The 24,180-nt window shown below is 63.1% G+C and carries 26 protein-coding genes; 16 read left to right on the forward strand and 10 right to left on the reverse strand.

From position 1 onward, the window contains the following. Positions 1 to 37: 37 nt before the first annotated feature. From fis to V6093_RS20860, 5 genes are all read right to left on the reverse strand, one after another. On the reverse strand, positions 38 to 358 hold the full coding sequence (gene fis, locus V6093_RS20840; protein ID WP_003249693.1) for a DNA-binding transcriptional regulator Fis: 321 nt from the start codon (positions 356 to 358) through the stop codon (positions 38 to 40). Further along, positions 355 to 1,368 (reverse strand): tRNA dihydrouridine synthase DusB, encoded by a 1,014-nt coding sequence (gene dusB, locus V6093_RS20845; RefSeq protein WP_047604682.1) that lies wholly within the window; start codon positions 1,366 to 1,368, stop codon positions 355 to 357. The genes fis and dusB overlap by 4 nt, the downstream gene beginning before the upstream one ends. Before the next feature lie 207 nt (positions 1,369 to 1,575). Next, on the reverse strand, positions 1,576 to 2,931 hold the full coding sequence (locus V6093_RS20850) for a DUF3426 domain-containing protein (RefSeq protein WP_108079326.1): 1,356 nt from the start codon (positions 2,929 to 2,931) through the stop codon (positions 1,576 to 1,578). A 42-nt stretch (positions 2,932 to 2,973) separates the two neighbouring features. After that, positions 2,974 to 3,852 carry a 50S ribosomal protein L11 methyltransferase gene (gene prmA / locus V6093_RS20855; protein ID WP_003249700.1) on the reverse strand — a complete coding sequence of 293 codons (879 nt, stop codon included), beginning with the start codon at positions 3,850 to 3,852 and terminating at the stop codon, positions 2,974 to 2,976. A gap of 116 nt (positions 3,853 to 3,968) precedes the next feature. Next, positions 3,969 to 4,424 carry a MaoC family dehydratase gene (locus tag V6093_RS20860; protein ID WP_003249703.1) on the reverse strand — a complete coding sequence of 152 codons (456 nt, stop codon included), beginning with the start codon at positions 4,422 to 4,424 and terminating at the stop codon, positions 3,969 to 3,971. A gap of 143 nt (positions 4,425 to 4,567) precedes the next feature. Here V6093_RS20860 and V6093_RS20865 point away from each other — a divergent pair, with 143 nt between their 5' ends. From V6093_RS20865 to V6093_RS20875, 3 genes are read left to right on the forward strand one after another with little or no spacing between them, the layout of a single operon-like run. Next, positions 4,568 to 4,930, forward strand: a complete 363-nt coding sequence (locus V6093_RS20865) for a CidA/LrgA family protein (protein WP_047604683.1) — start codon at positions 4,568 to 4,570, stop codon at positions 4,928 to 4,930. After that, positions 4,927 to 5,643 carry an LrgB family protein gene (locus tag V6093_RS20870; RefSeq protein ID WP_004576852.1) on the forward strand — a complete coding sequence of 239 codons (717 nt, stop codon included), beginning with the start codon at positions 4,927 to 4,929 and terminating at the stop codon, positions 5,641 to 5,643. Before V6093_RS20865 ends, V6093_RS20870 begins: the two co-directional genes overlap by 4 nt. A 9-nt stretch (positions 5,644 to 5,652) precedes the next feature. Then, positions 5,653 to 6,243 (forward strand): LON peptidase substrate-binding domain-containing protein, encoded by a 591-nt coding sequence (locus tag V6093_RS20875; RefSeq protein WP_003249708.1) that lies wholly within the window; start codon positions 5,653 to 5,655, stop codon positions 6,241 to 6,243. A 111-nt stretch (positions 6,244 to 6,354) separates the two neighbouring features. On the opposite strand, the gene V6093_RS20880 is transcribed toward V6093_RS20875, so the two are convergent. Both V6093_RS20880 and V6093_RS20885 read right to left on the reverse strand, forming a co-directional pair. Continuing rightward, entirely contained in the window at positions 6,355 to 7,671 is a 1,317-nt protein-coding gene (locus V6093_RS20880; RefSeq protein ID WP_047604684.1) for a bifunctional DedA family/phosphatase PAP2 family protein, read from the reverse strand. Between the two features lie 2 nt (positions 7,672 to 7,673). After that, positions 7,674 to 8,342 carry a DNA-3-methyladenine glycosylase gene (locus V6093_RS20885; protein WP_047604685.1) on the reverse strand — a complete coding sequence of 223 codons (669 nt, stop codon included), beginning with the start codon at positions 8,340 to 8,342 and terminating at the stop codon, positions 7,674 to 7,676. A 330-nt stretch (positions 8,343 to 8,672) separates the two neighbouring features. Here V6093_RS20885 and V6093_RS20890 point away from each other — a divergent pair, with 330 nt between their 5' ends. The 13 genes from V6093_RS20890 to V6093_RS20950 all read left to right on the forward strand — a co-directional run bounded on the left by V6093_RS20890 (position 8,673) and on the right by V6093_RS20950 (position 21,056). Continuing rightward, a complete protein-coding gene (locus tag V6093_RS20890; protein ID WP_047604687.1) occupies positions 8,673 to 9,944 on the forward strand; it encodes a glutamate-5-semialdehyde dehydrogenase in 1,272 nt (423 codons plus the stop codon). Next, the gene (gene nadD, locus V6093_RS20895) at positions 9,913 to 10,605 is read left to right on the forward strand and encodes a nicotinate-nucleotide adenylyltransferase (protein ID WP_010955423.1); all 693 of its coding nucleotides are present in this window, start codon (positions 9,913 to 9,915) and stop codon (positions 10,603 to 10,605) included. The genes V6093_RS20890 and nadD overlap by 32 nt, the downstream gene beginning before the upstream one ends. 43 nt (positions 10,606 to 10,648) lie before the next feature. After that, positions 10,649 to 11,068, forward strand: coding sequence for a ribosome silencing factor (gene rsfS / locus V6093_RS20900; protein WP_009685825.1), 420 nt, complete (start codon positions 10,649 to 10,651; stop codon positions 11,066 to 11,068). Between the two features lie 10 nt (positions 11,069 to 11,078). Next, a complete protein-coding gene (gene rlmH / locus V6093_RS20905) occupies positions 11,079 to 11,546 on the forward strand; it encodes a 23S rRNA (pseudouridine(1915)-N(3))-methyltransferase RlmH (protein WP_003249722.1) in 468 nt (155 codons plus the stop codon). A 16-nt stretch (positions 11,547 to 11,562) separates the two neighbouring features. Then, positions 11,563 to 13,452, forward strand: a complete 1,890-nt coding sequence (mrdA, locus tag V6093_RS20910; RefSeq protein WP_003249725.1) for a penicillin-binding protein 2 — start codon at positions 11,563 to 11,565, stop codon at positions 13,450 to 13,452. 38 nt (positions 13,453 to 13,490) lie between these two features. Then, the gene (gene rodA, locus V6093_RS20915; RefSeq protein ID WP_003249727.1) at positions 13,491 to 14,594 is read left to right on the forward strand and encodes a rod shape-determining protein RodA; all 1,104 of its coding nucleotides are present in this window, start codon (positions 13,491 to 13,493) and stop codon (positions 14,592 to 14,594) included. A 17-nt stretch (positions 14,595 to 14,611) separates the two neighbouring features. Next, positions 14,612 to 15,622, forward strand: a complete 1,011-nt coding sequence (mltB, locus tag V6093_RS20920) for a lytic murein transglycosylase B (RefSeq protein ID WP_265979316.1) — start codon at positions 14,612 to 14,614, stop codon at positions 15,620 to 15,622. Further along, complete coding sequence (locus tag V6093_RS20925; RefSeq protein WP_003249731.1) at positions 15,622 to 16,623, forward strand: septal ring lytic transglycosylase RlpA family protein; 1,002 nt, start codon at positions 15,622 to 15,624, stop codon at positions 16,621 to 16,623. Before mltB ends, V6093_RS20925 begins: the two co-directional genes overlap by 1 nt. Before the next feature lie 220 nt (positions 16,624 to 16,843). Continuing rightward, positions 16,844 to 18,004: a D-alanyl-D-alanine carboxypeptidase family protein gene (locus V6093_RS20930; protein WP_003249733.1), complete on the forward strand. Its 1,161-nt coding sequence runs from the start codon at positions 16,844 to 16,846 to the stop codon at positions 18,002 to 18,004. A 73-nt stretch (positions 18,005 to 18,077) separates the two neighbouring features. After that, positions 18,078 to 18,353: a DUF493 domain-containing protein gene (locus tag V6093_RS20935; RefSeq protein WP_003249736.1), complete on the forward strand. Its 276-nt coding sequence runs from the start codon at positions 18,078 to 18,080 to the stop codon at positions 18,351 to 18,353. Then, positions 18,353 to 19,000, forward strand: coding sequence for a lipoyl(octanoyl) transferase LipB (gene lipB / locus V6093_RS20940; RefSeq protein ID WP_003249738.1), 648 nt, complete (start codon positions 18,353 to 18,355; stop codon positions 18,998 to 19,000). Before V6093_RS20935 ends, lipB begins: the two co-directional genes overlap by 1 nt. 2 nt (positions 19,001 to 19,002) lie before the next feature. Next, the gene (gene lipA / locus V6093_RS20945) at positions 19,003 to 20,019 is read left to right on the forward strand and encodes a lipoyl synthase (protein ID WP_003249742.1); all 1,017 of its coding nucleotides are present in this window, start codon (positions 19,003 to 19,005) and stop codon (positions 20,017 to 20,019) included. Between the two features lie 98 nt (positions 20,020 to 20,117). Then, the gene (locus V6093_RS20950) at positions 20,118 to 21,056 is read left to right on the forward strand and encodes an LD-carboxypeptidase (protein ID WP_047604688.1); all 939 of its coding nucleotides are present in this window, start codon (positions 20,118 to 20,120) and stop codon (positions 21,054 to 21,056) included. 33 nt (positions 21,057 to 21,089) lie between these two features. Here the strand turns inward: V6093_RS20950 and V6093_RS20955 are convergent, their stop codons facing one another. The 3 genes from V6093_RS20955 to holA all read right to left on the reverse strand — a co-directional run bounded on the left by V6093_RS20955 (position 21,090) and on the right by holA (position 24,153). After that, complete coding sequence (locus V6093_RS20955) at positions 21,090 to 22,406, reverse strand: lytic murein transglycosylase (RefSeq protein WP_144000450.1); 1,317 nt, start codon at positions 22,404 to 22,406, stop codon at positions 21,090 to 21,092. Between the two features lie 60 nt (positions 22,407 to 22,466). After that, positions 22,467 to 22,631, reverse strand: a complete 165-nt coding sequence (gene arfA, locus V6093_RS20960) for an alternative ribosome rescue factor ArfA (RefSeq protein WP_003249747.1) — start codon at positions 22,629 to 22,631, stop codon at positions 22,467 to 22,469. A gap of 484 nt (positions 22,632 to 23,115) precedes the next feature. Continuing rightward, complete coding sequence (gene holA, locus V6093_RS20965) at positions 23,116 to 24,153, reverse strand: DNA polymerase III subunit delta (RefSeq protein WP_003249749.1); 1,038 nt, start codon at positions 24,151 to 24,153, stop codon at positions 23,116 to 23,118. Between the last annotated feature and the right edge of the window lie 27 nt (positions 24,154 to 24,180).

Genomic DNA, 24,180 nt, shown 5'->3' on the forward strand with positions numbered 1-24,180 from the left:
TGTTCAGGGAGTCGCCTTTTCTGGATGGGATTCTGGCTTACAACAAGTCGTACTGCTTGAGCTTCTTGCGCAGGGTGCCTCGGTTCAGCCCGAGCATCTCGCTGGCCTTGGTCTGGTTGCCCTTCACGTAGTTCATCACGCTTTCGAGCAGGGGCGCCTCGACTTCGGAGAGCACCAGGTTGTACACGTCCGTCACGGTCGCGCCTTCCAGGTGGGCGAAGTAGTTGTGCAGCGCCTTCTCGACGCTGTCGCGAAGGGTCTGGCCCTCTTCGCTCGGCGTGTTGAGGTGCTGTTTCAGGTTGGCGTTGTCGCTCACGGGCGTTGTTCCACTCACAAAATTCTCGGTCATCATCGTCATGCGGCCACCCCTTGTCCGTCCTCTGTCTCAAGGCTCTGTCGACGTTCGCTGAAAAACGCGCGAACGTTGGCGCACTGCGCTTGTGTGTCTTCCAAAGCGTTGAACCGGGAGCGAAACTCCTTGCCGCCGGGTCGTGTTGCCAGGTACCAGCCAACGTGCTTGCGGGCGATACGTACGCCCATCACATCGCCATAGAAGGCATGCAGCGCGGCCAGATGCTCCAGCAGGATGCGTTCCACTTCGTCCAGTTGCGGCGCTGGCAGATGTTCGCCAGTGCGCAGGTAATGCTCGATCTCGCGAAAGATCCATGGCCGCCCTTGGGCAGCCCGGCCAATCAACAGGCCATCGACCCCGGTGGTTTCCAGCACCGCCCGGGCCTTTTCTGGCGAGGTGATATCGCCGTTGGCAAAAACCGGGATTGACACCGCCTGCTTGATGGCCGCGATGGTGTCGTATTCGGCTTCGCCGGTGTACAGGTCGGCACGTGTGCGGCCATGCACCGCCAGCGCCTGGATGCCAGCCTGTTCGGCGATCTTCGCCACGTTCAGGCCGTTCTTGTTCGCCCGGTCCCAGCCGGTGCGGATTTTCAGGGTCACCGGTACGTCCACAGCGCTGACTACGGCGTGGAGGATCTCGCTGACCAAGGCTTCATCTCTCAATAAAGCAGAGCCTGCGGCTTTGTTGCAGACTTTTTTTGCCGGACAACCCATGTTGATGTCGATGATCTGGGCACCCGCTTCGACATTGGCCTTTGCCGCCGCTGCCATCATCTGCGCATCACCGCCGGCGATCTGCACCGAGCGTGGCTCGGGATCACCTTCATGGATGCGGCGCAGGCTCGACTTGCGGCTGTTCCACAGGCTCATGTCGCTGCTTACCATTTCCGACACCACCATGCCGGCGCCCAGGCGCTGGCAAAGTGTACGGAAAGGCTGGTCCGTGACCCCGGCCATGGGCGCGAGGATCAGGTTGTTACGTAGTGTGTATTGGCCGATGCGTACCGCCGACATAGGTGATCCCTGTTGTGGGGCCGAATCTTGGAGTTCGAAAAAGGGTTGGCATGATACCCGCTCTCGATGACTGGATAAAGATGGATTTGGATAAAATCTGAACAGTTGTCGGCTTATGCCTTTGTGCTTCAAGCAGCAAGCGACAGGACAAAAAGCGGTCGCGGTTGGGGCTTCTTGTCTTGTCGCTTGCTGCTGGCCGCTTGTCGCCTACTCCGGCGAACGGAAGCTCAGGCTGTAATTCACGGCCTTCGGCCCAGGGTCGAGGATGTCCAGGGCAATGTGGATTGGCGTCTGGCTGGGCATTTCGCCACGCCCTGCCAGTTCCCCCGACAGGTACTCGCTGGGCTTGAAGCGACGGCTGGCGATCAGTTGGCCATTGAGATCGGCGAAGCGCAGCTCCAGCAATGGGAATGGCTGGGCGAACGGTGCGCGGTTGTAGATGATCGCGTCGACAATGAGTGCGCCCTTGAAGTCCGGATGGCTGCGCACCACCAGATTGCTGCTCTTGATGCGTGCAATATCGACGCGGGTAGGGACCTGGCAGCCGAGCATCGGGCAGATTTGCTGGAAAATCGGCCGATACTGGTCCTGGCGGGCCATTTCGTCGAAGTGAAACCACACGTACTGGAACGCCAGCAGGCCGGCAGCCAGCAGGGTCAGAAAGCCCCACAGCAGGCGCTTGCCCCAGTTGGGTGCGGGTTTTTCCCAGCCTAGCTGCAGCGGGTCATCGACCACATCGACCAGCGGCTCCTTGCGCGAGGGGCGCTCGGGTTTGCCGGCAAGGCCTGGTTCCAGGCGCTCTCCGGGCAGCGGCTCGACGGGCTCGTCGTCATGCGCCGACAGGCGCAGCGCCAGTGGCTCGTCGTCGCGGGCGCTCAGGCCCGTTTCCGGGGTTTCGTCATCGCTGATGCGCAGCGGTTCGCTGAATGCGGGCTGGTCATCGCGTTCGGCCGCACGGTGCACAGGCGGCTCGCCATCGATGTCCAGGTCAAGGTTGCTGCCCAGGGTAGGCTCGGTACGCTCGCCGGGGGCAGGCTCCAGGTCCAGCTCCAAAGGTTCCGGTTCCAGTAGCACCGGGGTAGGCTCTGCCGGTTCCTGCGGCGCGTAGGGCTCATCGGTAGCCGTACCGAAAAGGTCTTCTGCGTGCTCGTCCGGGTGAAGTTCATCGCGCCGTGCCTGCAGCTTGTCATCCTGGCTGGCCGGGTGGGTCGGGGCCGGTTGGCCGCGACGCTCCAGGCGCTCCAGTTCCTTGTCGAGGTCGAGCTCGTCCAGCGCCTGGGCAGTCAGCGCCCAGTCCTGGTCAGGAGGGGTGCCGCGTACACTGATGGCAGGCTCTGGCGCCAGCTCGGCCAGCGGCTCGGCAGGCACTGCAGGTACCGGTGCCGGCACCACGGGGGCGCTTGTGGTAGCGGCGCGGTTTTGCTCCAGCAGCTGCTTGGCGGCATTGAATACCTGCAGGCAGTGACCGCAGCGCACCACGCCACGCGCCACGCCCAACTGGTGGTGGGTGACGCGAAAGCTGGTCTGGCAATGCGGGCACTGGGTGACGAAACTGTCGGTCATGCGGCGATCCGGGAGCTGTGCAGAAAAGTATTCTAGGCCCGCTTAGCGACGCCGACCACTGATGCGCACCCAGCCGTCGCGCACGACGATCGGGTCCAGTTCAAAGTCGGCGGCATAAGCGGCGGCCACGTCTTCACCTTGCTCGGCGAGGATGCCCGACAGCGCCAGCAGGCCACCTGGGCGAACCAGGCCGGACAACTGTGGCGCCAGCGACACCAGCGGGCCGGCGAGGATGTTGGCAACCAGCACGTCGGCCTGCATCGCCGGCATGTGTTCGGGCAGGTACAGCGCCAGTTTCTCGTCGGCAATGCCGTTGCGTTGGGCGTTGTCGCGCGAAGCCTCGATGGCCTGCACGTCGATGTCGGTACCTACCGCTTCGCGGGCGCCCAGCAGCAGCGCAGCGATGGCCAGGATGCCCGAACCGCAGCCAAAGTCCAGCACCTGGGTGCCTTCAAGCTGCTGGCCGTCGAGCCATTCCAGGCACAGGGCCGTGGTGGGGTGGGTGCCGGTGCCAAAGGCCAGGCCCGGGTCGAGCAGCAGGTTCACGGCGTCCTTTTCCGGGGCATCGTGCCAGCTGGGCACGATCCACAGGCGGCGGCCGAAGCGCATCGGCTGGAAGTTGTCCATCCAGCTGCGCTCCCAGTCCTGGTCCTCGATCACCTCGGCCTGGTGTTCGGGCAGCTCGGCGCCGGTCAGCAGGCGCAAGTGGGCGAACACCTGTTCAGGGTCGGCATCGGCCTCGAACAGTGCCAGCAGGTGAGTGTGCGACCACAGCGGGGTGGTGTTGAGGTCTGGTTCGAAGATCGGTTGATCTTCGGCATCCATGAACGTGACCGAGACGGCGCCTACTTCAAGCAGCGCATCTTCATAGGTTTCGGCTTGTTCCGGGCTGATGGCCAGGCGTACTTGCAGCCAGGGCATGGCGGGCACCTTTGATAAATCGACAGGGGCAGCCCTAGGCTGCGCGAAGGCTGGCAGTTTACGCGAGTGCGGGGGATTTGTGGATCGGGGGCTGCACTGCAGCCCCCGGGCATGTATCAGACAAAACAGAGCGACAGCGACTCGGCTATATAAGCAGGCTTCTCTTCACCCTCGATCTCCAGCGTGGCAATCGCCTTGAGTAGCCACTGCCCCGGTTTTTTCTCGGTCACCTCGCCCAGCTTTACCTTCAGCCGAACCCGGCTGTCGACCTTGACCGGCTGAATGAAGCGCACGCTGTCCAGCCCGTAGTTCACCACCATCTTCAGCCCTTGCGGCAGAACGAGGATGTCCTCGATCAGCTTGGGGATCAGCGACAAGGTCAGGAAACCATGGGCAATCGTGCCGCCAAACGGGGTTTTTGCTGCCTTCTCGGGGTCGACATGGATGAACTGGAAGTCGCCGGTCGCCTCGGCGAACAGGTTGATGCGCTGCTGGTCGATCTTCACCCACTCCGAGTGGCCCAGCTCCTTGCCAACGTACTGCGAAAGCTCTGTAACCGGTACATGGGGCATCGCGGACTCTCCGGGTTGTCAGTTGGTACGAAAGTACAAGATCAGCACGGCGAACCGTTTCAGTCAAGTTGCCCGCTTTTCGGCGAATATCGGTCTATAGCTGAGCGTGCTTATAATGGCGGCCATGCCCGAGGGAGATGCTTATGCTGTTGCGTGGTTTGACCTGGCTGGTACTGTTCCAGCTGCTGGGGACGGCGATCAATCACCTGTTTGTGCCGTTTTTGCCCGGGCCGATCATCGGCCTGTTGTTGCTGCTGCTCTTTCTCATGGCTCGCGGTGAGGTCGGCAAGCCGCTGAACGAGGCCGCCAGCAGCTTGCTGCGCTATCTCCCGCTGCTGCTGGTACCGCCGGCAGTCGGGGTGATGGTATATGCCAAGGACATTGCCGCCGACTTCTGGGCGATTGCCGGGGCCTTGCTGATCTCCTGTCTGTTGACCCTGGTGTTCGTCGGTGTGCTGATGCAAAAGCTCATCCAGCGCCAGGGCAAGCGTGAGGAGCAGCCATGATGCTCGACTGGCAGGGCGCACTCGATGCGGTCATTCACCACCCATTGTTCGGTATTGGCATCACGCTGGGGGCCTATCAGGTAGTGCTGGCAGCCTACGAGAAAACCCGCTGGATCTTCCTGCAACCTGTACTGGTGTCGATGCTGCTGGTGATCGGTGTGTTGCTGCTGTGCGGTATCGATTACAGCGAATACCGCAAAAGCACCGAAATCATGAACATCCTGCTGGGGCCCGCTACGGTGGCCCTGGCTGTGCCGCTCTACCTCAACCTGCGGCGTATCCGCCAGCTGTTCTGGCCGACATTTACTACGCTGGTAGTCGGAGGCCTGTTTGCCACGCTCTGCTGCCTGGTGCTGGGTTGGTGGTTCGGTGCCGAGCACATGATCCTGATGACCATGGCGCCGAAGTCTGTCACCTCGCCGATCGCCATGCTGGTGGCTGAGCAGATTGGCGGCGTGGCGGCCCTGGCGGCAGTGTTCGTGTTGATTACCGGGGTGATCGGGGCGATCTTCGGCCCGGCGTTGCTGAGCCGCTTCGGCGTGCACAGCCCTGAGGCGCGCGGCATGTCGCTGGGCGTGACCGCACACGCAGTGGGCACTTCGGTGGCCCTGCAGGAAAGTGACGAATGCGGCGCCTTTGCCGCGCTGGCGATGAGCCTGATGGGGGTGGCTACAGCGGTGTTCCTGCCGCTGGCAGTCAGCCTGGTGGCTTGAGGAATTGTGATGACGCTACCGCTGTTTCCGCTCAATACCGTGCTGTTTCCTGGCTGCTTCCTCGATTTGCAGATTTTCGAGGCGCGCTACCTGGACATGATCGGGCGCTGCATGAAGCAGGGCGAAGGGTTTGGTGTGGTGTGCATCCTTGAGGGCGAACAAGTCGGCAAGGCGCCGCCGGTGGTCGCCTCGATCGGCTGTGAAGCGGTGATCCGCGACTTCGTGCAGCAGGATAACGGCTTGCTGGGTATCCGCGTCGAGGGCGTGCGGCGCTTCAATCTGGAAAGCTCCGAGGTGCAGAAGGACCAGTTGCTGGTGGGCCAGGTGCAATGGCTGCCGGAGCAGGCCGACAGCCCGTTGCTGGAGGCCGATGACGACCTGCTGGCGCTGTTGGTGGCCCTGGGTGAGCACCCCATGGTCGAAGCGCTGGGTATGCCGCGCCCGGTGGACGGGCGTCAGGCGCTGGCCAATCAGCTGGCGTACCTGTTGCCGTTCATGGAAGAAGACAAGCTGGACCTGCTGACCCTCGATTCGCCGCAGCAGCGGCTGGGGGAAATCCAGAAGCTGCTGGAGCGGATTCAGGGTGAGTTGTTCGCCTGATGGTTCTGTATTGCCGGTGCCGGCCTATTCGCGGGTAAACCCGCTCCTACGACAAGCGCGATCCCCTGCGTAGGAGCGGGTTCACCCGCGAATAGGCCGGCACAGGCAACATCAATATTGATACCTGACCAACGCCTGCGGCAACGCATGCATGGCGAAGAACGCCAGCAGCGCCACGCATGCCGGCAACACCAGCCACCACACCCGCAGCGGCAGGGCTGGCAGGGTCTGCTGGCGTTGTACCAATGTCAGGCTGAGTGCGCATACGCAACAGGCCAGCAGGGCCCCAGCCAGGATATCGGTTGGCCAGTGCGCCCCCAGGTACACCCGCGACAGGGCAATCGCCAGCGCCGGAATGCACCCCAGCATCACCCAGGTCAGGCGCATCCGTGGTGGCTGGCCACGCCCTGCCAGCACGGCCATGACCAGGAAGAACGCGAACGATGCCGAGCTGTGCCCGCTGGGCATGCTGTAGCTGGTCAGTGGGTCGGTCAGTACTTCCGGCCTGGCCCGGGCAAATAGCCATTTCAGTGTGCCGTTGGCGATCGCCGTGCCCATCAACGCGCCCGCCGCGAAAAATGCGTGTCGCCACTGACGGGCAAGCAGCAGCAGGCCGGTCAGCAGAGCGCCGAGGAACAACTGGGTGCGGAAATCGCCTAGCCGTGTCACCAGTACCACGGTGCTGTCGATGGCCTGGCTGCGATGCTCCTGGACCAGTGTCATCACGCCTTGGTCGAACTCATGGAAGTAGGGCCAGCCGAGGAATACACCGGCCAGGGCGATGAAGCTGAGCGCGGCAACCAGCCGGGTGCCGTGGCGCTGGTCACGCAGGCTGGTATTCAGGCTCAGGCCGATCAGCACCGCGAGGGCGCCGGCGATGATCCCGGCGTCCAGCCAGAAGCCTTCCGGCAGGGGCAGGCGCATGGCGGCGCCGGTGGCCCAGCCGGGTAGCAGGTAGGCGACCGACCAGCCGGCGCCCGCCAACAGGCTGACGGCGATGAAGCGCGGCAGGGGCATGTCGAACATGCCGGCGACCATTGGCAGCATCGGCCGCAGCGGGCCGATGAAGCGGCCTACCAGCAGGCTGGCGATGCCATAACGCTGGAAGTAGCTTTCGGCGCTGCCGATCCATTCCGGATGGTGGCGTAGCAGCGGCAGCCGGCGAATGTTCTGGTGGAAGTACTTGCCCACTGTGTAAGACAAGGCGTCGCCCAGCAGGCCGCCGAGAAAGCCGAGGAGCAGCGTTTCGCCCAGGCTGAACGTGCCGCTGCCGGCCAGTACCGCCACGGCGAACAGCAGTACGGTGCCCGGCACGATAATGCCGGCGATGGCCAGGCATTCGATGCAGGCCACCAGGAAAATCGCCAGGCCAAGCCACTGTGGGTTGGCGCTGAGCCAGCCGGTCAGGCTGTCGAGCCATTGGCCCATGTTCAGCTTCCTTGTTCGAGAATGAAGAAATCACGGCCTTCGACTTGGCCGCGGCGTAACGGGTTCCGTGTGCAGAAACGGGCGTACCCGGCATCGACGAAGCGGTACGGCAGGTGCTCGTCGCGCCCGTGCGGGATGCCCAGGCGAGCGGCCTGGATCACCCGGGGCACGGCGTTGCCGCAGTCCTCGACGTACAGGCGTTCGGCGTCGAAACGCTGGGCGTCCCAATGCGGCACTTTCAGGCCCAGGGCCCGGCATAGCAGGGTCTGGCCGGCGCACAGACGCTCTTGCGGGCGGATACTGCCGCTTGCATCGGGGTTGTTCAGTTGCATCTGCGCCAGGCTGTCGGGCCCCGAGAGGGTGTCCTGCCAAGGATAGGCAGACTTGATCAGCACCGCGTTGCCCGGCCCGTGGGCGCTGAAGTTCAGCGAGTCGCCGCCGCGGGCGTAGTACATGTAGATATGCCCCCCATCCAGGAACAGCGCCTTGCGTTTTTCGGTATAGCCGAGCGAAGCGTGGCTACCTTTGTCGGAAAGGTAGTAGGCCTCGGTCTCGATGATCCGCGCGGCCAGCCAAAGGTCGCCGTGGCGGTGACGGATGACTTTGCCCAGCAGGGCCTTGGCCAGGGTCTGGGCGTCGCGGTCGAAAAAGCTGTCGGGCAGGGCTGGCATGCGGAGCAGTTCGTGGCTGGAGAGGCGGGGATGATAGCAATGAATGGCTTAATCGAGGCTGAATCGGAGGGTGATGTTGGCAGTGCCGGCCCTTTCGCGGGCATGCCCGCTCCCACTGGTGGTGCATAGGTCCAGGCCTTGTGAAATCCCTGTGGGAGCGGGCGCGCCCGCGAAAGGGCCGCAACAGGCGATGGAAATCTCGATAACCCCGGTTACATCTTTCCTACACATTGCCCCATCCATTTTCGACCATCCGCCACCCGCCGCTGGGCGTACACCTGCGCGGCAGTTATAATCAGCCGATTTCCCCTTCGCCAAGACACCGAACCCATGACTGAGTCCGTTCTTGACTATATGACCCGCCTGGGTCGCGCTGCCCGTGAGGCTTCCCGGGTGATTGGCCGTGCCAGCACCGCGCAGAAGAACCGCGCCCTGCAAGCCGCCGCCGACGCGCTGGACGCTGCCCGTGCCGAACTCACCGCTGCCAACGAGCTGGACCTTGCCGCTGGCCGCGCCAGTGGCCTGGAGCCCGCACTGCTCGACCGTCTGGCGCTGACCCCGGCGCGTATCGACGGCATGATCACCGGCTTGCGCCAGGTGGCCAGCCTGCCGGACCCGGTCGGTGCCATTCGCGACATGAGCTACCGCCCATCGGGCATTCAGGTAGGCAAGATGCGTACCCCGCTGGGGGTGATCGGGATCATCTATGAATCGCGCCCGAACGTGACCATTGATGCCGCCAGCCTGTGCCTCAAGTCGGGCAATGCAACCATCCTTCGGGGCGGTTCCGAAGCCATCCACTCCAACCGCGCCATTGCCACCTGCATTCAGCGTGGCCTGGCCGAAGCCGGCCTGCCGGCGGCGGTGGTGCAGGTGGTCGAAACCACCGACCGCGAAGCGGTGGGCGCGCTGATCAGCATGCCGGAATTCGTCGATGTCATCGTACCGCGCGGAGGCCGTGGCCTGATCGAGCGCATCAGCCGCGATGCCCGCGTGCCGGTGATCAAGCACCTGGACGGCATCTGCCACATCTATGTCAGCCAGCATGCCGACCTGGACAAGGCCTGGAATGTGGCTTTCAACGCCAAGACCTACCGCTACGGCATCTGCGGTGCCATGGAAACGCTGCTGGTCGACCAGCAAGTGGCTGAGCGCTTCCTGCCAGAAATGGCCCGCCGCTTCGTGGAGAAGGGCGTGGAGCTGCGCGGTTGCGAGCGTACCCAGGCTATCATCAGCGCCAAACCGGCCACCGAAGCCGATTGGCACACGGAATACCTCGATGCGATCCTGTCGATTCGCGTGGTCGACGGCCTGAACCAGGCCATCGACCACATCAACCACTATGGCTCGCACCACACCGACTCGATCATCAGCGAACACCAGGGTGAAGCCCGTCAGTTCATGGCTGAGGTCGATTCGGCGTCGGTCATGCTCAACACCCCGACCTGCTTTGCCGATGGCTTCGAGTACGGCCTGGGTGCGGAAATCGGTATTTCCACCGACAAGCTGCATGCCCGCGGCCCTGTCGGCCTGGAAGGCCTGACCTGCGAGAAGTACGTGGTGATCGGCGATGGCCAGTTGCGCGGCCAGGGGTCCTGCTGAGTTGAGCAAGGCCCAGGCAGTCCGGCGTATCGGCATTCTAGGTGGTACCTTCGACCCCGTGCATATCGGCCACTTGCGCAGCGCGCTGGAAGTGGCCGAGTTCATGGGGCTGGATGAGCTACGCCTGTTGCCCAATGCCCGGCCGCCGCACCGCGACACGCCACAGGTGGCCGCGCAGGATCGCCTGGCCATGGTCCGTGAAGCGGTGCAGGGCGTCGCTTGCCTGAGCGTCGATGCCCGCGAGCTGGAACGTGACAAGCCGTCGTACACCATCGATACGCTGGAATCGATCCGCGCCGAGCTGTCCGGCCACGACCAGCTGTTCCTGGTGCTGGGTTGGGATGCCTTCTGTGGTCTGCCCGCCTGGCATCGCTGGGAAGAATTGCTGCAACACTGTCACATCCTGGTACTGCAACGTCCGGATGCCGACGTAGAACCCCCTGACGAGTTGCGCAACCTGTTGGCTGCGCGCTCGGAGAGCGATCCCACCGCCATGTCCGGCCCGGCGGGAAATATTTCGTTCGTCTGGCAGACGCCGCTTGCGGTGTCGGCTACACAGATCCGACAGCTGCTGGCCAGCGGCAAATCGGTGAGGTTCCTGGTGCCGGACGCCGTACTGGCCTATATCGAGGCGCACGAACTGTATCGTGCGCCCAACTGACGGTGCCTCTGGCGCCTCATCCAACGAGTTGAACGAGTTTTATATGACCAAGCAGAAAATTTACGGCGAAGAACTGGTCGCAGTGACCAAGGCAGCGCTGGAAGACGTCAAGGCCCAGGACATCCAGGTCATCGACGTGCGCGAGAAGCACAGCCTGACCGACTACATGATCATTGCCACCGGTACCTCCAACCGCCAGATCAACGCGATGGCCGAAAAGGTCCGTGAAGCCGTCAAGGCCAAAGGCGCCCAGCCACTGGGTGAAGAAGGCAAGGGCGACAGCGACTGGGTGCTGCTGGACCTGAACGACGTCATCGTGCACATGATGACCGCCGCTGCCCGCCAGTTCTACGACCTTGAGCGCCTGTGGCAGGGTGCCGAGCAAAGCCGTGCCGCCGATGGCAAGCACCACAGCCCGGACCATGCCCACGAGTACTCCGACAAGCTCAAAGACCGCGAATAAGGAAAGCGCTGTGCGTCTGCGCCTGATTGCGGTCGGCTCGCGCATGCCGAAGTGGGTCGAGGAAGGCTGGCATGAATATGCCAAGCGCCTGCCCGCCGAGCTGTCGCTGGAGCTGGTGGAAATCCCGCTGAATACCCGTGGCAAGAATGCCGACGTCGCCCGCCTGATCCGTCAGGAGGGCGAAGCCATGCTGAGCAAGGTGCAGCCTGGGGAACGCATTGTCACCCTCGAGGTCCATGGCAAGCCCTGGAGTACCGAACAGCTGGCCACCGAGCTGGACCGCTGGCGCCTGGATGCGCGCACGGTGAATTTGATGGTGGGTGGCCCGGAGGGCCTGGCGCCTGAGGTTTGCGCACGCGCCGAGCAACGTTGGTCGCTGTCGCCGCTGACTTTGCCGCACCCGTTGGTAAGGATACTCATCGGCGAGCAGATCTACCGCGCCTGGACCGTGTTGTCCGGGCACCCTTACCACAAATGAGCCTGTAAGCAGTCCGATGTCGCAGCCGATCCGTCTCAAGGACCACGAGAAAGACGCCCGCCTGGTGCGCAACCGCGTCGTGGTCGGCGCAGTCGCGATCATGCTGCTTGTGTGCGTGTTGATCGCACGGCTGTACTACCTGCAGATCATCCAGTACGACTACCACTCCACGCTGTCGGAGAACAACCGGGTGCATGTGCAGCCGATCCCGCCGACCCGCGGGTTGATCTTCGACCGCAACGGGGTGATCGTTGCCGACAACCGGCCCAGCTTCAGCCTGTCGATGACCCGCGAACGTGCGGGTAACTGGCAGGAAGTGCTGGATACCATCGTCGAAGTGCTTGAGCTCACCGCTGACGACCGTGCCCTGTTCGAGAAGCGCATGCGCCAAGGCCGCCGGCCATTCGAGCCGGTGCCGATTCTGTTCGAGCTCAACGAAGAGCAGATTGCCCGCGTGGCGGTAAACCAGTTCCGCCTGCCGGGTGTCGAGGTGGTGGCCCAGCTGGTGCGGCATTACCCGCAGGGTGCGCATTTTGCCCATTCGGTGGGTTATGTAGGGCGGATCAACGAGAAAGAGCTGAAAACGCTCGACCCGGTGAACTACAGCGGTACCCACCATATCGGCAAGACCGGCATCGAGCGCTTCTACGAGGCCGCCCTGCACGGTCAGGTGGGTTACGAGGAAGTCGAGACCAACGCCCGTGGCCGTGTGCTGCGGGTGCTCAAGCGCACCGACCCGAAGCCGGGCAAGGACATTGTGCTGAGCCTGGACATCAAGCTGCAGGAGGCCGCTGAAGCCGCCCTGGGAGGCCGGCGTGGTGCAGTGGTTGCGCTCGACCCGCGCACCGGCGAGGTACTGGCGATGGTGAGTCAGCCTAGCTTCGACCCCAACCTGTTCGTCACCGGCATCAGCTTCAAGGCCTATGCCGAATTGCGCGATTCGATCGATCGGCCGCTGTTCAACCGCGTGCTGCGTGGCCTGTACCCGCCGGGGTCGACCATCAAGCCGGCGGTGGCTATTGCCGGTCTGGACAGTGGCGTCGTGAATGCCAGCAGCAGGGTGTTCGACCCTGGCTACTACCAGTTGCCCAACTACGACCATAAATACCGTAACTGGAACCGTTCCGGTGATGGCTGGGTCGACCTGGACACCGCCATCATGCGCTCGAACGACACCTACTTCTATGACCTTGCGCACAAGATGGGCATCGATCGGTTGTCCAGCTACATGAACAAGTTCGGTATCGGCCAGCGGGTTTCCCTCGATATGTTCGAGGAATCTGCCGGGTTGATGCCGTCGCGCGAATGGAAGCGTGCCACCCGTCGCCAGGCCTGGTTCCCTGGCGAAACCCTGATTCTCGGCATCGGCCAGGGCTATATGCAGGCTACGCCGCTGCAACTGGCCCAGGCCACTGCACTGATCGCCAACAAAGGTGTGTGGAATCGCCCACACCTGGCCAAGACCATCGAAGGCCTGCCGCCGGTGGACGACAACCCCATGGAAGACATCGTGCTGCGTGACAAGTCCGACTGGGCCAAGGTCACCCATGGCATGGAACAGGTGATGCACAACGCCCGCGGTACCGCGCGCAAGGCAGCAGCCGGTGCCCAGTACCGCATTGCCGGCAAGAGCGGCACCGCCCAGGTGGTGGCGATCAAGCAGGGCGAGAAGTATGACCGCAACAAACTCCAGGAGCGCCACCGCGACCATGCCTTGTTCGTCGCGTTTGCCCCAGCCGAAGCCCCGAAAATCGTGGTTTCGGTGATGGTCGAGAACGGTGAGTCCGGCTCGGGTGTCGCCGCTCCGGTGGTTCGCCAGATCATGGACGCCTGGCTGCTCGACGAAAACGGCCGGCTCAAACCCGAGTTCGCGCCCGCCACCGTTACCCAGGAATCGGCCCTGTGATGAACAATTTCGATCGCATGCTCTCCAGCGAGGATGTGATGCGTCGGCGTGCGAGCTTTCTGCAACGCATTCATATCGACGGCCCCTTGCTGATTATTCTGCTGACCCTTGCGGCCGGCAGCCTGTTCGTACTGTATTCGGCCAGTGGCAAGAACTGGGACCTGCTGCTCAAGCAAGCCACCTCGTTTGGCATCGGTCTGGTGTCGATGTTCGTCATCGCCCAGCTGGAGCCGCGCTTCATGGCGCGTTGGGTGCCGCTGGCCTACCTGGCCGGGGTGCTGTTGCTGGTAGTGGTGGATGTGATGGGCCACAACGCCATGGGTGCCACGCGCTGGATCAACATTCCGGGGGTGATCCGTTTCCAGCCCTCGGAATTCATGAAGATCATCATGCCGGCGACCATCGCCTGGTACCTGTCCAAGCGCACCTTGCCGCCCCATTTGAAGCACGTGGCGATCAGCCTGGTGCTGATCGGCGTGCCGTTCATGCTGATCGTACGTCAGCCCGACCTGGGAACTGCGCTGCTGATCCTGGCCTCCGGTGCCTTCGTGCTGTTCATGGGCGGCTTGCGCTGGCGCTGGATCCTCAGCGTGCTGGCGGCAGCCGTGCCCGTCGCGGTGGCCATGTGGTTCTTCGTCATGCACGACTACCAGAAGCAGCGGGTATTGACCTTCCTCGACCCTGAAAGCGACCCGTTGGGCACCGGTTGGAACATCATCCAGTCCAAGGCGGCGATCGGCTCGGGCGGGGTGTTTGGCAAAGGCTGGCTGCTTGGCACGCAGTCGCACCTGGACTTTTTGCCGGAAAGCCACACCGACTTCATCATCGCCGTGCTCGGCGAGGAGTTCGGCCTGGTTGGCATCTGCCTGCTGCTGATTGTCTACCTGCTGCTGATCGGCCGTGGTCTGGTGATCACCGCCCAGGCGCAGACCCTGTTCGGTAAGCTGCTTGCGGGCAGCCTGACCATGACTTTTTTTGTATACGTGTTCGTCAATATCGGAATGGTAAGTGGCCTTCTGCCCGTGGTGGGCGTGCCGCTACCTTTCATCAGCTATGGCGGAACATCGTTGGTGACGCTGCTGTCAGCGTTTGGCGTTTTGATGTCGATCCATACGCACCGCAAATGGATCGCGCAGGTTTGAATAAGGTGAACAATTTCATGCAAGCAGTGCGTAACTGGGCTGCCCGTTGTGCGCCTTGGATCGGTGCGGTGGGCCTGTTCGGCGCTGTACAGCTGGCCCATGCCGGCGAATACGACGGCTCGCCCCAGGTAGCCGCGTTCGTTGGCGAAATGAGCCGCGACTATGGTTTTGCGCCTGAGCAACTGATGGGTGTGTTCCGTGAGGTACAGCGCAAGCAGTCGATCCTCGACGCCATATCGCGCCCGGCCGAGCGGGTCAAACCGTGGAAGGACTATCGGCCGATGTTCATCACCGATGCACGTATCGCTCGCGGTGTGGATTTCTGGCGTCAGCACGAGGCTGTGTTGGCACGTGCCGAGCAGGAGTACGGCGTACCTGCGCAGTACATTGTCGCAATCATCGGCGTGGAAACCTTTTTTGGCCGCAATACCGGCAACTACCGGGTGATCGACGCCCTGTCGACGCTGGGCTTCGACTACCCGCCACGGGCCGAGTTCTTCCGCAAGGAGCTGCGTGAGTTCCTGCTGCTGGCCCGGGATGAGCAGCTCGACCCCTTGACGCTCAAGGGCTCGTACGCTGGCGCCATGGGGCTGCCGCAGTTCATGCCAAGCAGCTTCCGCAACTACGCGGTGGACTTCGACGGGGACGGCCATATCAATATCTGGAACAACCCTGACGATGCCATCGGCAGCGTGGCCAGCTACTTCAAGCGCCACGGCTGGGTGGCCGGCGAGGGTGTGGTCAGTCGCGCCTGGGTGGAAGGTGAGCGCGCCGACGAAGGCCTGACCACCGGCATCGAGCCGGTGAAAACGGTAGGGGAGTTGCGTACGCTTGGTTGGTCGGTTCATGATTCGCTGCGCGATGATCTGCCGGTTACCGCCTTCCGTCTCGAGGGCGAGAGCGGCCCCGAGTACTGGATGGGCCTGAAGAACTTCTACGCGATCACTCGCTACAACCGCAGCGTGATGTATGCCATGGCGGTGCATCAGCTTGCGGAACAGCTGGTTCAAGTACGGGGCGTCAAGTAATGCGCGCAATCATCTCTGGCAACGCTTTCAAGCTGCTCACCTGCCTCGCCGTCGGTGTGGCGCTGGCCAGCTGCTCTTCCAACCGCCCGGCCCCGAAAAGCAGTGGTAACGTCGTGCGCAGCCAGCCGGGCCTGGACATCAACCGGGCGCACAAGGACGGCGCACCGTGGTGGGACGTGGATGTGAACAAGATCCCCGATGCCACCCCGACCGTGCACACCGGTAACTACAAGGCCAACCCGTACACGGTGCTTGGCAAGACCTACTACCCGATGCAGGACTCGCGCAACTACCGCGCCGAGGGTACGGCGTCGTGGTACGGCACCAAGTTCCATGGGCAGAACACCGCCAATGGCGAACTGTACGACCTGTATGGCATGAGCGCGGCTCACAAGACCCTGCCTCTGCCGGCCTACGTCAAGGTGACCAACCTCGCCAATAACCGCAGCGTGATCCTGCGGGTCAACGACCGTGGCCCGTTCTATTCCGACCGCATCATCGATTTGTCCTATGCTGCGGCAAAAAAGCTCGGTTATGCCGAGATCGGTACCGCGCACGTGCGCGTCGAGGGCATCGACCCGCAGCAGTGGTGGGCCCAGCGTGGCCAGACCCCACCTATGGTGCTGAAAGAGCCGCAAGTGGCGCAGACCCAGGCAATACCGGCCAGTACCGGGCGTGTCGAGCAATGGACCCCGCCGCCACAGCAGCACGCCGCGCCCGTGGTACCGGTGCAGGTGGGTGGCAATAACGTGCCCGGCGGTAGCGGTGGCAGTTTCTTGCAGGTAGGCGCGTTCGCCAACCCGGACGCTGCCGAGTTGCTGCGCGCCAAGCTCAGCACCATGGTCAATGCACCCGTGTTCATCAGCTCGATCGTGCGTAACCAGCAGACCCTGCACCGCGTGCGCCTGGGGCCGATCGGCAGCCAGGGCGAGATCCAGCAAGCACAGGACAGCATTCGCCTGGCGAACTTGGGGCAGGCAAAGCTGGTCACAGCAGACTGACTGTGGGGGCGGGCGCGCCTGCGAAGACGGCAACACCAAACTGTCGGTTTTGTCATGAATTGCCGGTCGCGGCCATGTACAATGACCGCTTTTGCCCGCAGCGACATAAAGCCGCACGTTCGCGGGCCAGGCCAACGGCCATAAAACTAGACTGACTGGCGCTGGGCACATGATCTTGCCCAGGGAACATCTCAGACCATTAGCGATTTTCGAGAGACGGATGAACATCACCAACCTTGCCAAACGACTTTGCCTGCCTGTACTGCTGCTGATCACGCCTGCCGCCTTCGCGGCGGAGCAGATGACGCCTGCGCCACCCCAACTGGCAGCCAAGTCCTACGTACTCATGGACGCGTCCAGCGGCAACGTGCTGGTCGAGAACAACGGTGACGAGCGCCTGCCGCCAGCCAGCCTGACCAAGCTGATGACCGCCTACATCGCCACCCTGGACATCCGCCGCGGCCAGATCGGTGAAAGCGACCCGGTTACTGTCAGCGAAAACGCATGGCGTACCGGCGGTTCGCGCATGTTCATCAAGGTTGGCAGCCAGGTCACGGTCAGCGACCTGCTGCACGGCATCATCATCCAGTCCGGTAACGACGCCTCGGTCGCCTTGGCCGAGCACATCGCCGGCAGCGAAGACGCCTTTGCCGACATGATGAACAAGACGGCTGCCGACCTGGGCATGACCAACAGCCACTTCATGAACCCGACCGGCCTGCCGAACCCCGAGCACTACTCGTCGGCGCACGACATGGCAACCCTGGCCCGTGCGATCATCAATGTCGACCCGGCCCACTACGCCATCTACTCGCAGAAAGAGTTTTTCTGGAACAACATCAAGCAGCCTAACCGCAACCTGCTGCTGTGGCGCGACAAGACCGTCGATGGCCTGAAAACCGGTCACACCGACGAAGCCGGCTACTGCATGGTGGCGTCGGCCGTTCGTGACGGCCAGCGCCTGATCGCCGTGGTGTTCGGTACCAACAGCGAACAATCGCGTGCTGCCGAAACCCAGAAGCTGCTGACCTACGGTTTCCGCTTCTTCGAAACCCAGACCTTCTACCAGAAGGGCACCGAGCTGACCCAGGCCCCGGTCTGGAAGGGCGCTACCAGCCAGATCAAGGCTGGCCTGGCTGACGACCTGACCATGACTATGCCTAAAGGCCAATTGAAGCGCCTGCAGGCTTCGATGACCATGAACCCGCAGCTCACCGCACCGATCGCCAAAGGTGACGTGATCGGCAAAGTGGAAGTCAAACTGGACGAGAAAGTGGTTCACAGCGCCGACCTGATTGCCCTTGATGGCGTCGAGGAAGGTGGTTTCTTCCGCCGTATGTGGGATAGCATCCGTCTATTCTTCTACGGGTTGTTCAACTGATACGTGACCTGCATGCCCCCGCGCCTACCGCGGGGGTGTTGTTGTTGCCACGGCTTACGAGGCCGTTTCCGCCATGAGCGAACCAGACGTCAAGTCGCACAAGATCGAATTCCCTTGCGACGATTACCCGATCAAGGTCATCGGTGACACCGTTGTCGGTTTCAAGGACACGGTCATCGAGATTCTCAGCAAGCACGCCAAAGTCGACCTTTCCACCCTGGCCGAACGCCAGAGCAAGGAAGGCAAGTACACCACCGTGCAATTGCACATCGTTGCCGAAAGCGAGAACCAGTTGCACGATATCAACAGCGCCCTGCGCGCTACCGGCATCGTGAAAATGGTGCTTTGATGTCCGCCTGCCTCGGTTTTCGCGAGCTTGGCCTGCAGCCCTATGAACCGGTGCTGGAGGCCATGCGTCGTTTTACCGAGCAGCGCAGCCCGGACAGCCAGGATGAAATCTGGCTGGTCGAGCACCCTGCGGTCTTCACCCAGGGGCAGGCCGGCAAGGCCGAGCACCTGCTGGTGCCGGGCGACATCCCGGTGGTGCAGACCGACCGCGGCGGCCAGGTCACCTACCATGGCCCCGGGCAGCTGGTGGCCTACCTGCTGCTGGATGTGCGCCGGCTGGGCTTTGGCGTGCGTGAGCTGGTCAGCCGTATCGAGCTGGCCCTCATCGACCTGCTCGCCAGCTATGCTGTTCAGGCGTCTGCCAAGCCCGATGCCCCGGGTGTCTATGTCGACGGAGCGAAAATCGCCTCCCTCGGCCTGCGAATTCGCAACGGCCGTTCGTTTCACGGCCTTGCCCTGAACGTGGACATGGACCTTGCGCCATTCCGCCGAATCAACCCCTGCGGCTATGCGGGGCTGGCGATGACCCAGCTGCGCGATCTGGCAGGTCCGATCGAACTCGACGAGGTCAGGACAAGGCTGCGCGGACAGCTGGTCAAGCACCTCGACTACGCTGAGCAGACGACCCTCACGGGCGGAATCGACTGAATATGACAACTGTGCAAGAAGCCGTGCCGAACCTGATACCTACCCAGGATGCCACCCCGCGCCCAGCGCCGAAGAAGGTGGAAGCTGGGGTCAAGCTGCGTGGTGCCGACAAAGTCGCGCGCATCCCGGTGAAGATCATCCCTACCGATGAGCTGCCAAAGAAGCCCGACTGGATTCGCGTGCGTATCCCGGTGTCGCCCGAGGTAGACCGCATCAAACAACTGCTGCGCAAGCACAAACTGCACAGCGTATGCGAAGAGGCCTCCTGCCCGAACCTGGGCGAGTGCTTCTCGGGTGGTACCGCCACCTTCATGATCATGGGTGACATCTGCACCCGTCGTTGCCCGTTCTGCGACGTTGGCCACGGCCGACCGAAGCCGCTGGATCTGGACGAGCCGAAAAACCTGGCGGTTGCCATTGCCGACCTGCGCCTGAAGTATGTGGTGATCACCTCGGTGGACCGCGACGACCTGCGTGACGGCGGTGCCCAGCACTTTGCTGACTGCATCCGGGAAATCCGTGCGCTGTCACCGGGGGTGCAGTTGGAGACCTTGGTGCCGGACTACCGTGGCCGTATGGACGTTGCCCTGGAAATCACCGCGCAAGAGCCACCAGATGTGTTCAACCACAACCTCGAGACCGTACCGCGCCTGTACAAGGCCGCGCGCCCGGGTTCGGACTATGACTGGTCGCTGGACTTGCTGCAGAAGTTCAAGCAGTTGGTGCCGCACGTACCGACCAAGTCGGGCCTGATGCTCGGCCTGGGCGAAACCGACGAGGAAGTGATCGAAGTGATGCACCGCATGCGCGAGCATGACATCGACATGCTCACCCTCGGCCAGTACCTGCAGCCGTCGCGCAGCCACTTGCCGGTGCAGCGTTTCGTTCACCCGGACACCTTTGCCTGGTTCGCCGAGGAAGGTTACAAGATGGGCTTCAAGAACGTTGCTTCTGGCCCGCTGGTGCGTTCTTCGTACCACGCCGACCAGCAGGCCCACGAAGCCAAGATCAAGCTCTGAGCTATGCTCTAGCCTAGAGCGGAGCCACAGATGCCGATGCGCGCCCAAGGGCGGCATCGGCATTTTTGTTTGTGTCCCATGCGCTGCAAGGAGCCGCGATGTACTGCGCCAAAACCTTCCAACCCACCCTGCCAGCCGCGCTGCCGGCCAATGCATGTTTTGCCATTGTCGCCCCGGCGGGCGCGGCGCGGCTTGATGCGCACAAGGTTAGCCAGTGGTTCGTTGACCGCGGCTACCGTTGCCATATCTACCCGGGTGCCCTGCAAGCGCAGGGCTACCTGGCGGGGCCGGACCAGCAGCGCCTGCAGGACTTGCATGCAGCGTTTGCCGATCCGGCCATGGACGCCATCCTGTGCATGCGTGGGGGCTACGGCAGCATGCGCCTGCTTGACCAGCTCGACTTTGAACTGATCCGGCGCAACCCCAAGCCGCTGATCGGCTACAGCGACATCACCGCGCTGCATACGGCGATCTACCGGCATGCCGGGCTGCTGACCTTCCATGGGGGGATGCTCAATGCCGACCTGTTGGGGGCCAAGTTGCCACCGACCGAGTCGTCGTTGCTGGCGCAACTGGGTGGGCATGTGAGGGCAGGCGAGCAGGTCGCGCACCCGGCGGGCTTCGCATTGGACTGCGTGCTGCCGGGGGTGGCCAGCGGACCGCTGCTGGGTGGCAACCTGTCGATGCTGGGGGCGACCATGGGGACCCTTGCCGAGCTGGATACCCAGGGCTGCATCCTGTTCATCGAGGACGTCAACGAGCCGTTGTACCGGGTGGATCGGCTGCTGACCCAGTTACGCCTGGCAGGCAAGCTGGAGGGGATCAAAGGCGTGTTGGTGGGCGACTTTGCCGGGATTACCACAGCGGCGCTGACGCCGTTGCTGGAGGATACGTTTGCACCGCTGGGTGTGCCGGTGCTGGCGGGTTGGCGCAGCGGGCACTGTGACCCGAATGTATGCTTGCCCCTGGGGGCTCGGGTGAGGCTGGACAGTGTTCAGCAAACACTGGTGCTGGAGCAGGATCTGTTCAGGGCGTGAGATTACCGGGGCCGCGCAGCGGCCCCGAAATGCCTACTGCTGCCGCAGGCTCTCAAGCAGCTTATGGGTCGGGTAGCCATCCGCCGGCCATCCCAGCCCTTGCTGGGCATTGCGGATCGCCTTGCGGGTATTGGCCCCGATAATGCCATCGGCATTACCCGCATCATGCCCGCGGCTGTTCAGCAAGTTCTGCAACTCCATGCGCTCGCTGCGGCTGAGCGGCAGGTCCTCTTTCGGCCAGCTGCCGGCAATGAAGCCCCAGCCGCTGAAGCGATCCCCGAGCAGGCTCACCGCCAGGGCATAGGACGACGAGTTGTTGTATTTGAGGATGGCGCGGAAGTTGTCCAGCACCAGGAACGCCGGGCCGCGTGCACCGGCCGGCAGCAGCAGGGCGGCAGACAGCTGGTTGCTACCTGCCGGCAGCTGGGTACCCGCTGGCAGTTTCACGCCCATCGCCAGCCATTCACTCACCGGTTTGCGCAGTGCACCATCGGCCTGCCAGAAGTCGAAACCAGCCGGCACCTGTACCTCGAAGCCCCACGGTTGGCCGCGTTTCCAGCCCGAACTCTGCAGGTAGTGCGCTGTTGAGGCCAGGGCGTCTGGTGTGCTGTTCCAGATGTCGCGGCGGCCATCGCCGTCGAAGTCCACGGCATGGGTGTTGTAGGTGGTCGGGATGAACTGGGTCTGGCCCATGGCGCCGGCCCACGAGCCACGCATGGCTTCAGGCTGGATGTCTCCGTGCTGGATGATCTGTAGCGCGGCAATCAGCTGATCCTGGGCGAACTGTGGGCGGCGGCCCTCATAGGCCAAAGTGGCCAGCGAGCGGATCACCGACTTGTTGCCCTGGAACTGGCCGAAGTTGCTTTCCATGCCCCACACCGCGACCAGCACCTGGCGGTCCACGCCATAGCGCTGCTCAAGGCGAGTCAGCAGCTCGGCGTTCTGCTCCAGCAGCTTCTTGCCGTTGCGCACACGCAGGGGCGACAGGGCGCCTTCGAGGTATTCCCACACCGGGCGGGTGAACTCCGGCTGGCTGCGGTCTGCCTTGATCACGTCCAGGTCGGGGGTGACACCGAGGAAGGCACGGTCGAAGGTGCTCGGCGAAATGCCGGCTTGCAGGGCCTGCTCGCGGAAGCCCGCTTGCCATTGGGCGAAGGTTTGCAGGGGCTGGATGTCAGTGCTGACGTCGGGCGTTGCGCCGGGCACGGTCACCACGGGATTGGGTTGGGCAGGGGCCAGCGGCAGCGCGTCGGCGGCGGTGGGCTTTTCCGCACAGGCCACGAGCAGAATGAAGCTGGAGGCCGCGATCAGCTGGCGGGTTTCCCAGCGGGGGATAAGACGGAAGAGCATGCACAGATCCAGAGTTGCAGGTCAGGTGACGACCATATCATGCCTGCGCTTGCGATGCTTTCATGCAGCCAAAAAGTAGGAAGCCTCCCAATCTCTCGATTGGAAGGCTTCGCGGCGGTAGCTGCCTTTGCCCTTGTTCGGTTGTTCCTGGCGGCAGCGGAACAGTGGCTGGGCAACGATGGACTTGGCCTTGTTGGGGCCGTGCTTTTTCGGCTTTTTGCTCATGGTGGGCTTCCCGGGTTGGGTGAGTTTCGGGCGCACTGTAGGCTCCCCGAAGGGTGGGGGCCAATTGATTGTGTATATGGTCGAGGCGCTGGTGCCTATGTGTAGGAGCGGGTTTACCCGCGAATACGGTGGCGGCTGCAACGGTGAACGGCGGGTGGAGATTGGTTAGCAGGTCCGGCCTCTTCGCGGGTAAACCCGCTCCTACGACGGCCTGCGCCCAACCTTCGATGCGTGTGTAGGAGCGGGTTTACCCGCGAATACGGTGGCGGCTGCAACGGTGAACGGCGGGTGGAGATTGGCCAGCAGGCCCGGCCCTTTCGCGGGTAAACCCGCTCCTACGACGACCTGCGTCCAACCACCGATGCGTGTGTAGGAGCGGGTTTACCCGCGAATACAGTGGTGGCGGCGACGGTGAACGGCGGGTGGAGATTGGCCAGCAGGCCCGGCCCTTTCGCGGGTAAACCCGCTCCTACGACGGCCGCAGTTACTCGGGAGGGAGGGCCAGGCGCTGGCCAGCCATCAACAGCGACAGCCGCGCCAGGCCAATCCACGGCGAACCTTCAGCCTGCCCTTTGATCTGCGCATCGATTCGCTGGGCATCCTGCAGCAATTGCGCCCAGCGTTGCGCCGAGAGGCGCTGCAGGGCTTTGCTGACCAGCGGTCGGCGTTTGTCCCAGATGGGCGGGCGGGCCTGGCTGAACGCCTTGTCCAATGGCACGCCTTGGCTGAACTGCTGGGCTAGCCCCGCCAGTTGGCGCAGCTCACGGGCCAAGGCCCAGAGGATGACTGGCGGCTCCACACCTTCACCGCGCAAGCCTTCGAGCATGCGCAGGGCATGCGCAGCCTCGCCGTTGAGAATGGCATCGACCAGGCCGAAGACATCGAAGCGAGCGCTGTCGGCGACGGCAGCCTGCACGGTTTCCACGGTGATCTGGCTGCCTTCGGCCAGTAGCTTGAGTTTTTCGATTTCCTGCGCGGCTGCCAGCAGGTTGCCTTCCACGCGCGCGGCAATCAGGTCGACGGCATCACGCTGGGCCGACAGGCCGGCCTGTTGCAGGCGCTGGTTGATCCACTGCGGGAGCTGGTGCACATCCACCGGCCAGATCTGGATGAACTGGCAATGGGCGCCTTCTATCAATGCCTTGCCCCACTTGGTCTTCTGCGCACTGCTGTCGAGCTTGGGCAGGCTGATCAGCAGCAGCGTGTCTTCGGCGGGGTTGGCGCAGTATTCCATCAGGGCGGCGGCACCCTTGTCACCGGGCTTGCCCGAGGGCAGGCGCAGTTCCAGTAGGCGACGCTGGGCGAACAGTGACAGGCTGGCACCGGCCTGGAGCAGGGTGCCCCAGTCGAAGTTGGCGTCGGCACTGAATACCTGGCGTTCATCGAAACCTTGCTGACGCGCGGCATTGCGGATGGCGTCGGCGGCTTCCTGGCACAGCAGCGGGTCGTCGCCGCTGACCACGTAGACCGGTGCCAAGGCGCCTTGCAGGTGCTTGTTGAGTTGGGCGGGGGCAAGTTTCATGGGGAACAGGTGGGGCGCCCGAGGGCG

The organism is Pseudomonas putida group bacterium ESBL64 (assembly GCF_045277175.1).
Taxonomy (GTDB): domain Bacteria; phylum Pseudomonadota; class Gammaproteobacteria; order Pseudomonadales; family Pseudomonadaceae; genus Aquipseudomonas; species Aquipseudomonas alloputida.

Bases quoted from the DNA above. Each gene is read 5' to 3' on its own strand.
- fis (WP_003249693.1), bottom strand. From the start codon at position 358: ATGACGATGATGACCGAGAATTTTGTGAGTGGAACAACGCCCGTGAGC.
- dusB (WP_047604682.1), bottom strand. From the start codon at position 1,368: ATGTCGGCGGTACGCATCGGCCAATACACACTACGTAACAACCTGATC.
- V6093_RS20850 (WP_108079326.1), bottom strand. From the start codon at position 2,931: ATGACCGACAGTTTCGTCACCCAGTGCCCGCATTGCCAGACCAGCTTT.
- prmA (WP_003249700.1), bottom strand. From the start codon at position 3,852: ATGCCCTGGCTGCAAGTACGCCTGGCCATCAGCCCGGAACAAGCCGAA.
- V6093_RS20860 (WP_003249703.1), bottom strand. From the start codon at position 4,424: ATGCCCCATGTACCGGTTACAGAGCTTTCGCAGTACGTTGGCAAGGAG.
- V6093_RS20865 (WP_047604683.1), top strand. From the start codon at position 4,568: ATGCTGTTGCGTGGTTTGACCTGGCTGGTACTGTTCCAGCTGCTGGGG.
- V6093_RS20870 (WP_004576852.1), top strand. From the start codon at position 4,927: ATGATGCTCGACTGGCAGGGCGCACTCGATGCGGTCATTCACCACCCA.
- V6093_RS20875 (WP_003249708.1), top strand. From the start codon at position 5,653: ATGACGCTACCGCTGTTTCCGCTCAATACCGTGCTGTTTCCTGGCTGC.
- V6093_RS20880 (WP_047604684.1), bottom strand. From the start codon at position 7,671: ATGGGCCAATGGCTCGACAGCCTGACCGGCTGGCTCAGCGCCAACCCA.
- V6093_RS20885 (WP_047604685.1), bottom strand. From the start codon at position 8,342: ATGCCAGCCCTGCCCGACAGCTTTTTCGACCGCGACGCCCAGACCCTG.
- V6093_RS20890 (WP_047604687.1), top strand. From the start codon at position 8,673: ATGACTGAGTCCGTTCTTGACTATATGACCCGCCTGGGTCGCGCTGCC.
- nadD (WP_010955423.1), top strand. From the start codon at position 9,913: ATGGCCAGTTGCGCGGCCAGGGGTCCTGCTGAGTTGAGCAAGGCCCAG.
- rsfS (WP_009685825.1), top strand. From the start codon at position 10,649: ATGACCAAGCAGAAAATTTACGGCGAAGAACTGGTCGCAGTGACCAAG.
- mrdA (WP_003249725.1), top strand. From the start codon at position 11,563: ATGTCGCAGCCGATCCGTCTCAAGGACCACGAGAAAGACGCCCGCCTG.
- rodA (WP_003249727.1), top strand. From the start codon at position 13,491: ATGCGTCGGCGTGCGAGCTTTCTGCAACGCATTCATATCGACGGCCCC.
- mltB (WP_265979316.1), top strand. From the start codon at position 14,612: ATGCAAGCAGTGCGTAACTGGGCTGCCCGTTGTGCGCCTTGGATCGGT.
- V6093_RS20925 (WP_003249731.1), top strand. From the start codon at position 15,622: ATGCGCGCAATCATCTCTGGCAACGCTTTCAAGCTGCTCACCTGCCTC.
- V6093_RS20930 (WP_003249733.1), top strand. From the start codon at position 16,844: ATGAACATCACCAACCTTGCCAAACGACTTTGCCTGCCTGTACTGCTG.
- V6093_RS20935 (WP_003249736.1), top strand. From the start codon at position 18,078: ATGAGCGAACCAGACGTCAAGTCGCACAAGATCGAATTCCCTTGCGAC.
- lipB (WP_003249738.1), top strand. From the start codon at position 18,353: ATGTCCGCCTGCCTCGGTTTTCGCGAGCTTGGCCTGCAGCCCTATGAA.
- lipA (WP_003249742.1), top strand. From the start codon at position 19,003: ATGACAACTGTGCAAGAAGCCGTGCCGAACCTGATACCTACCCAGGAT.
- V6093_RS20950 (WP_047604688.1), top strand. From the start codon at position 20,118: ATGTACTGCGCCAAAACCTTCCAACCCACCCTGCCAGCCGCGCTGCCG.
- V6093_RS20955 (WP_144000450.1), bottom strand. From the start codon at position 22,406: ATGCTCTTCCGTCTTATCCCCCGCTGGGAAACCCGCCAGCTGATCGCG.
- arfA (WP_003249747.1), bottom strand. From the start codon at position 22,631: ATGAGCAAAAAGCCGAAAAAGCACGGCCCCAACAAGGCCAAGTCCATC.
- holA (WP_003249749.1), bottom strand. From the start codon at position 24,153: ATGAAACTTGCCCCCGCCCAACTCAACAAGCACCTGCAAGGCGCCTTG.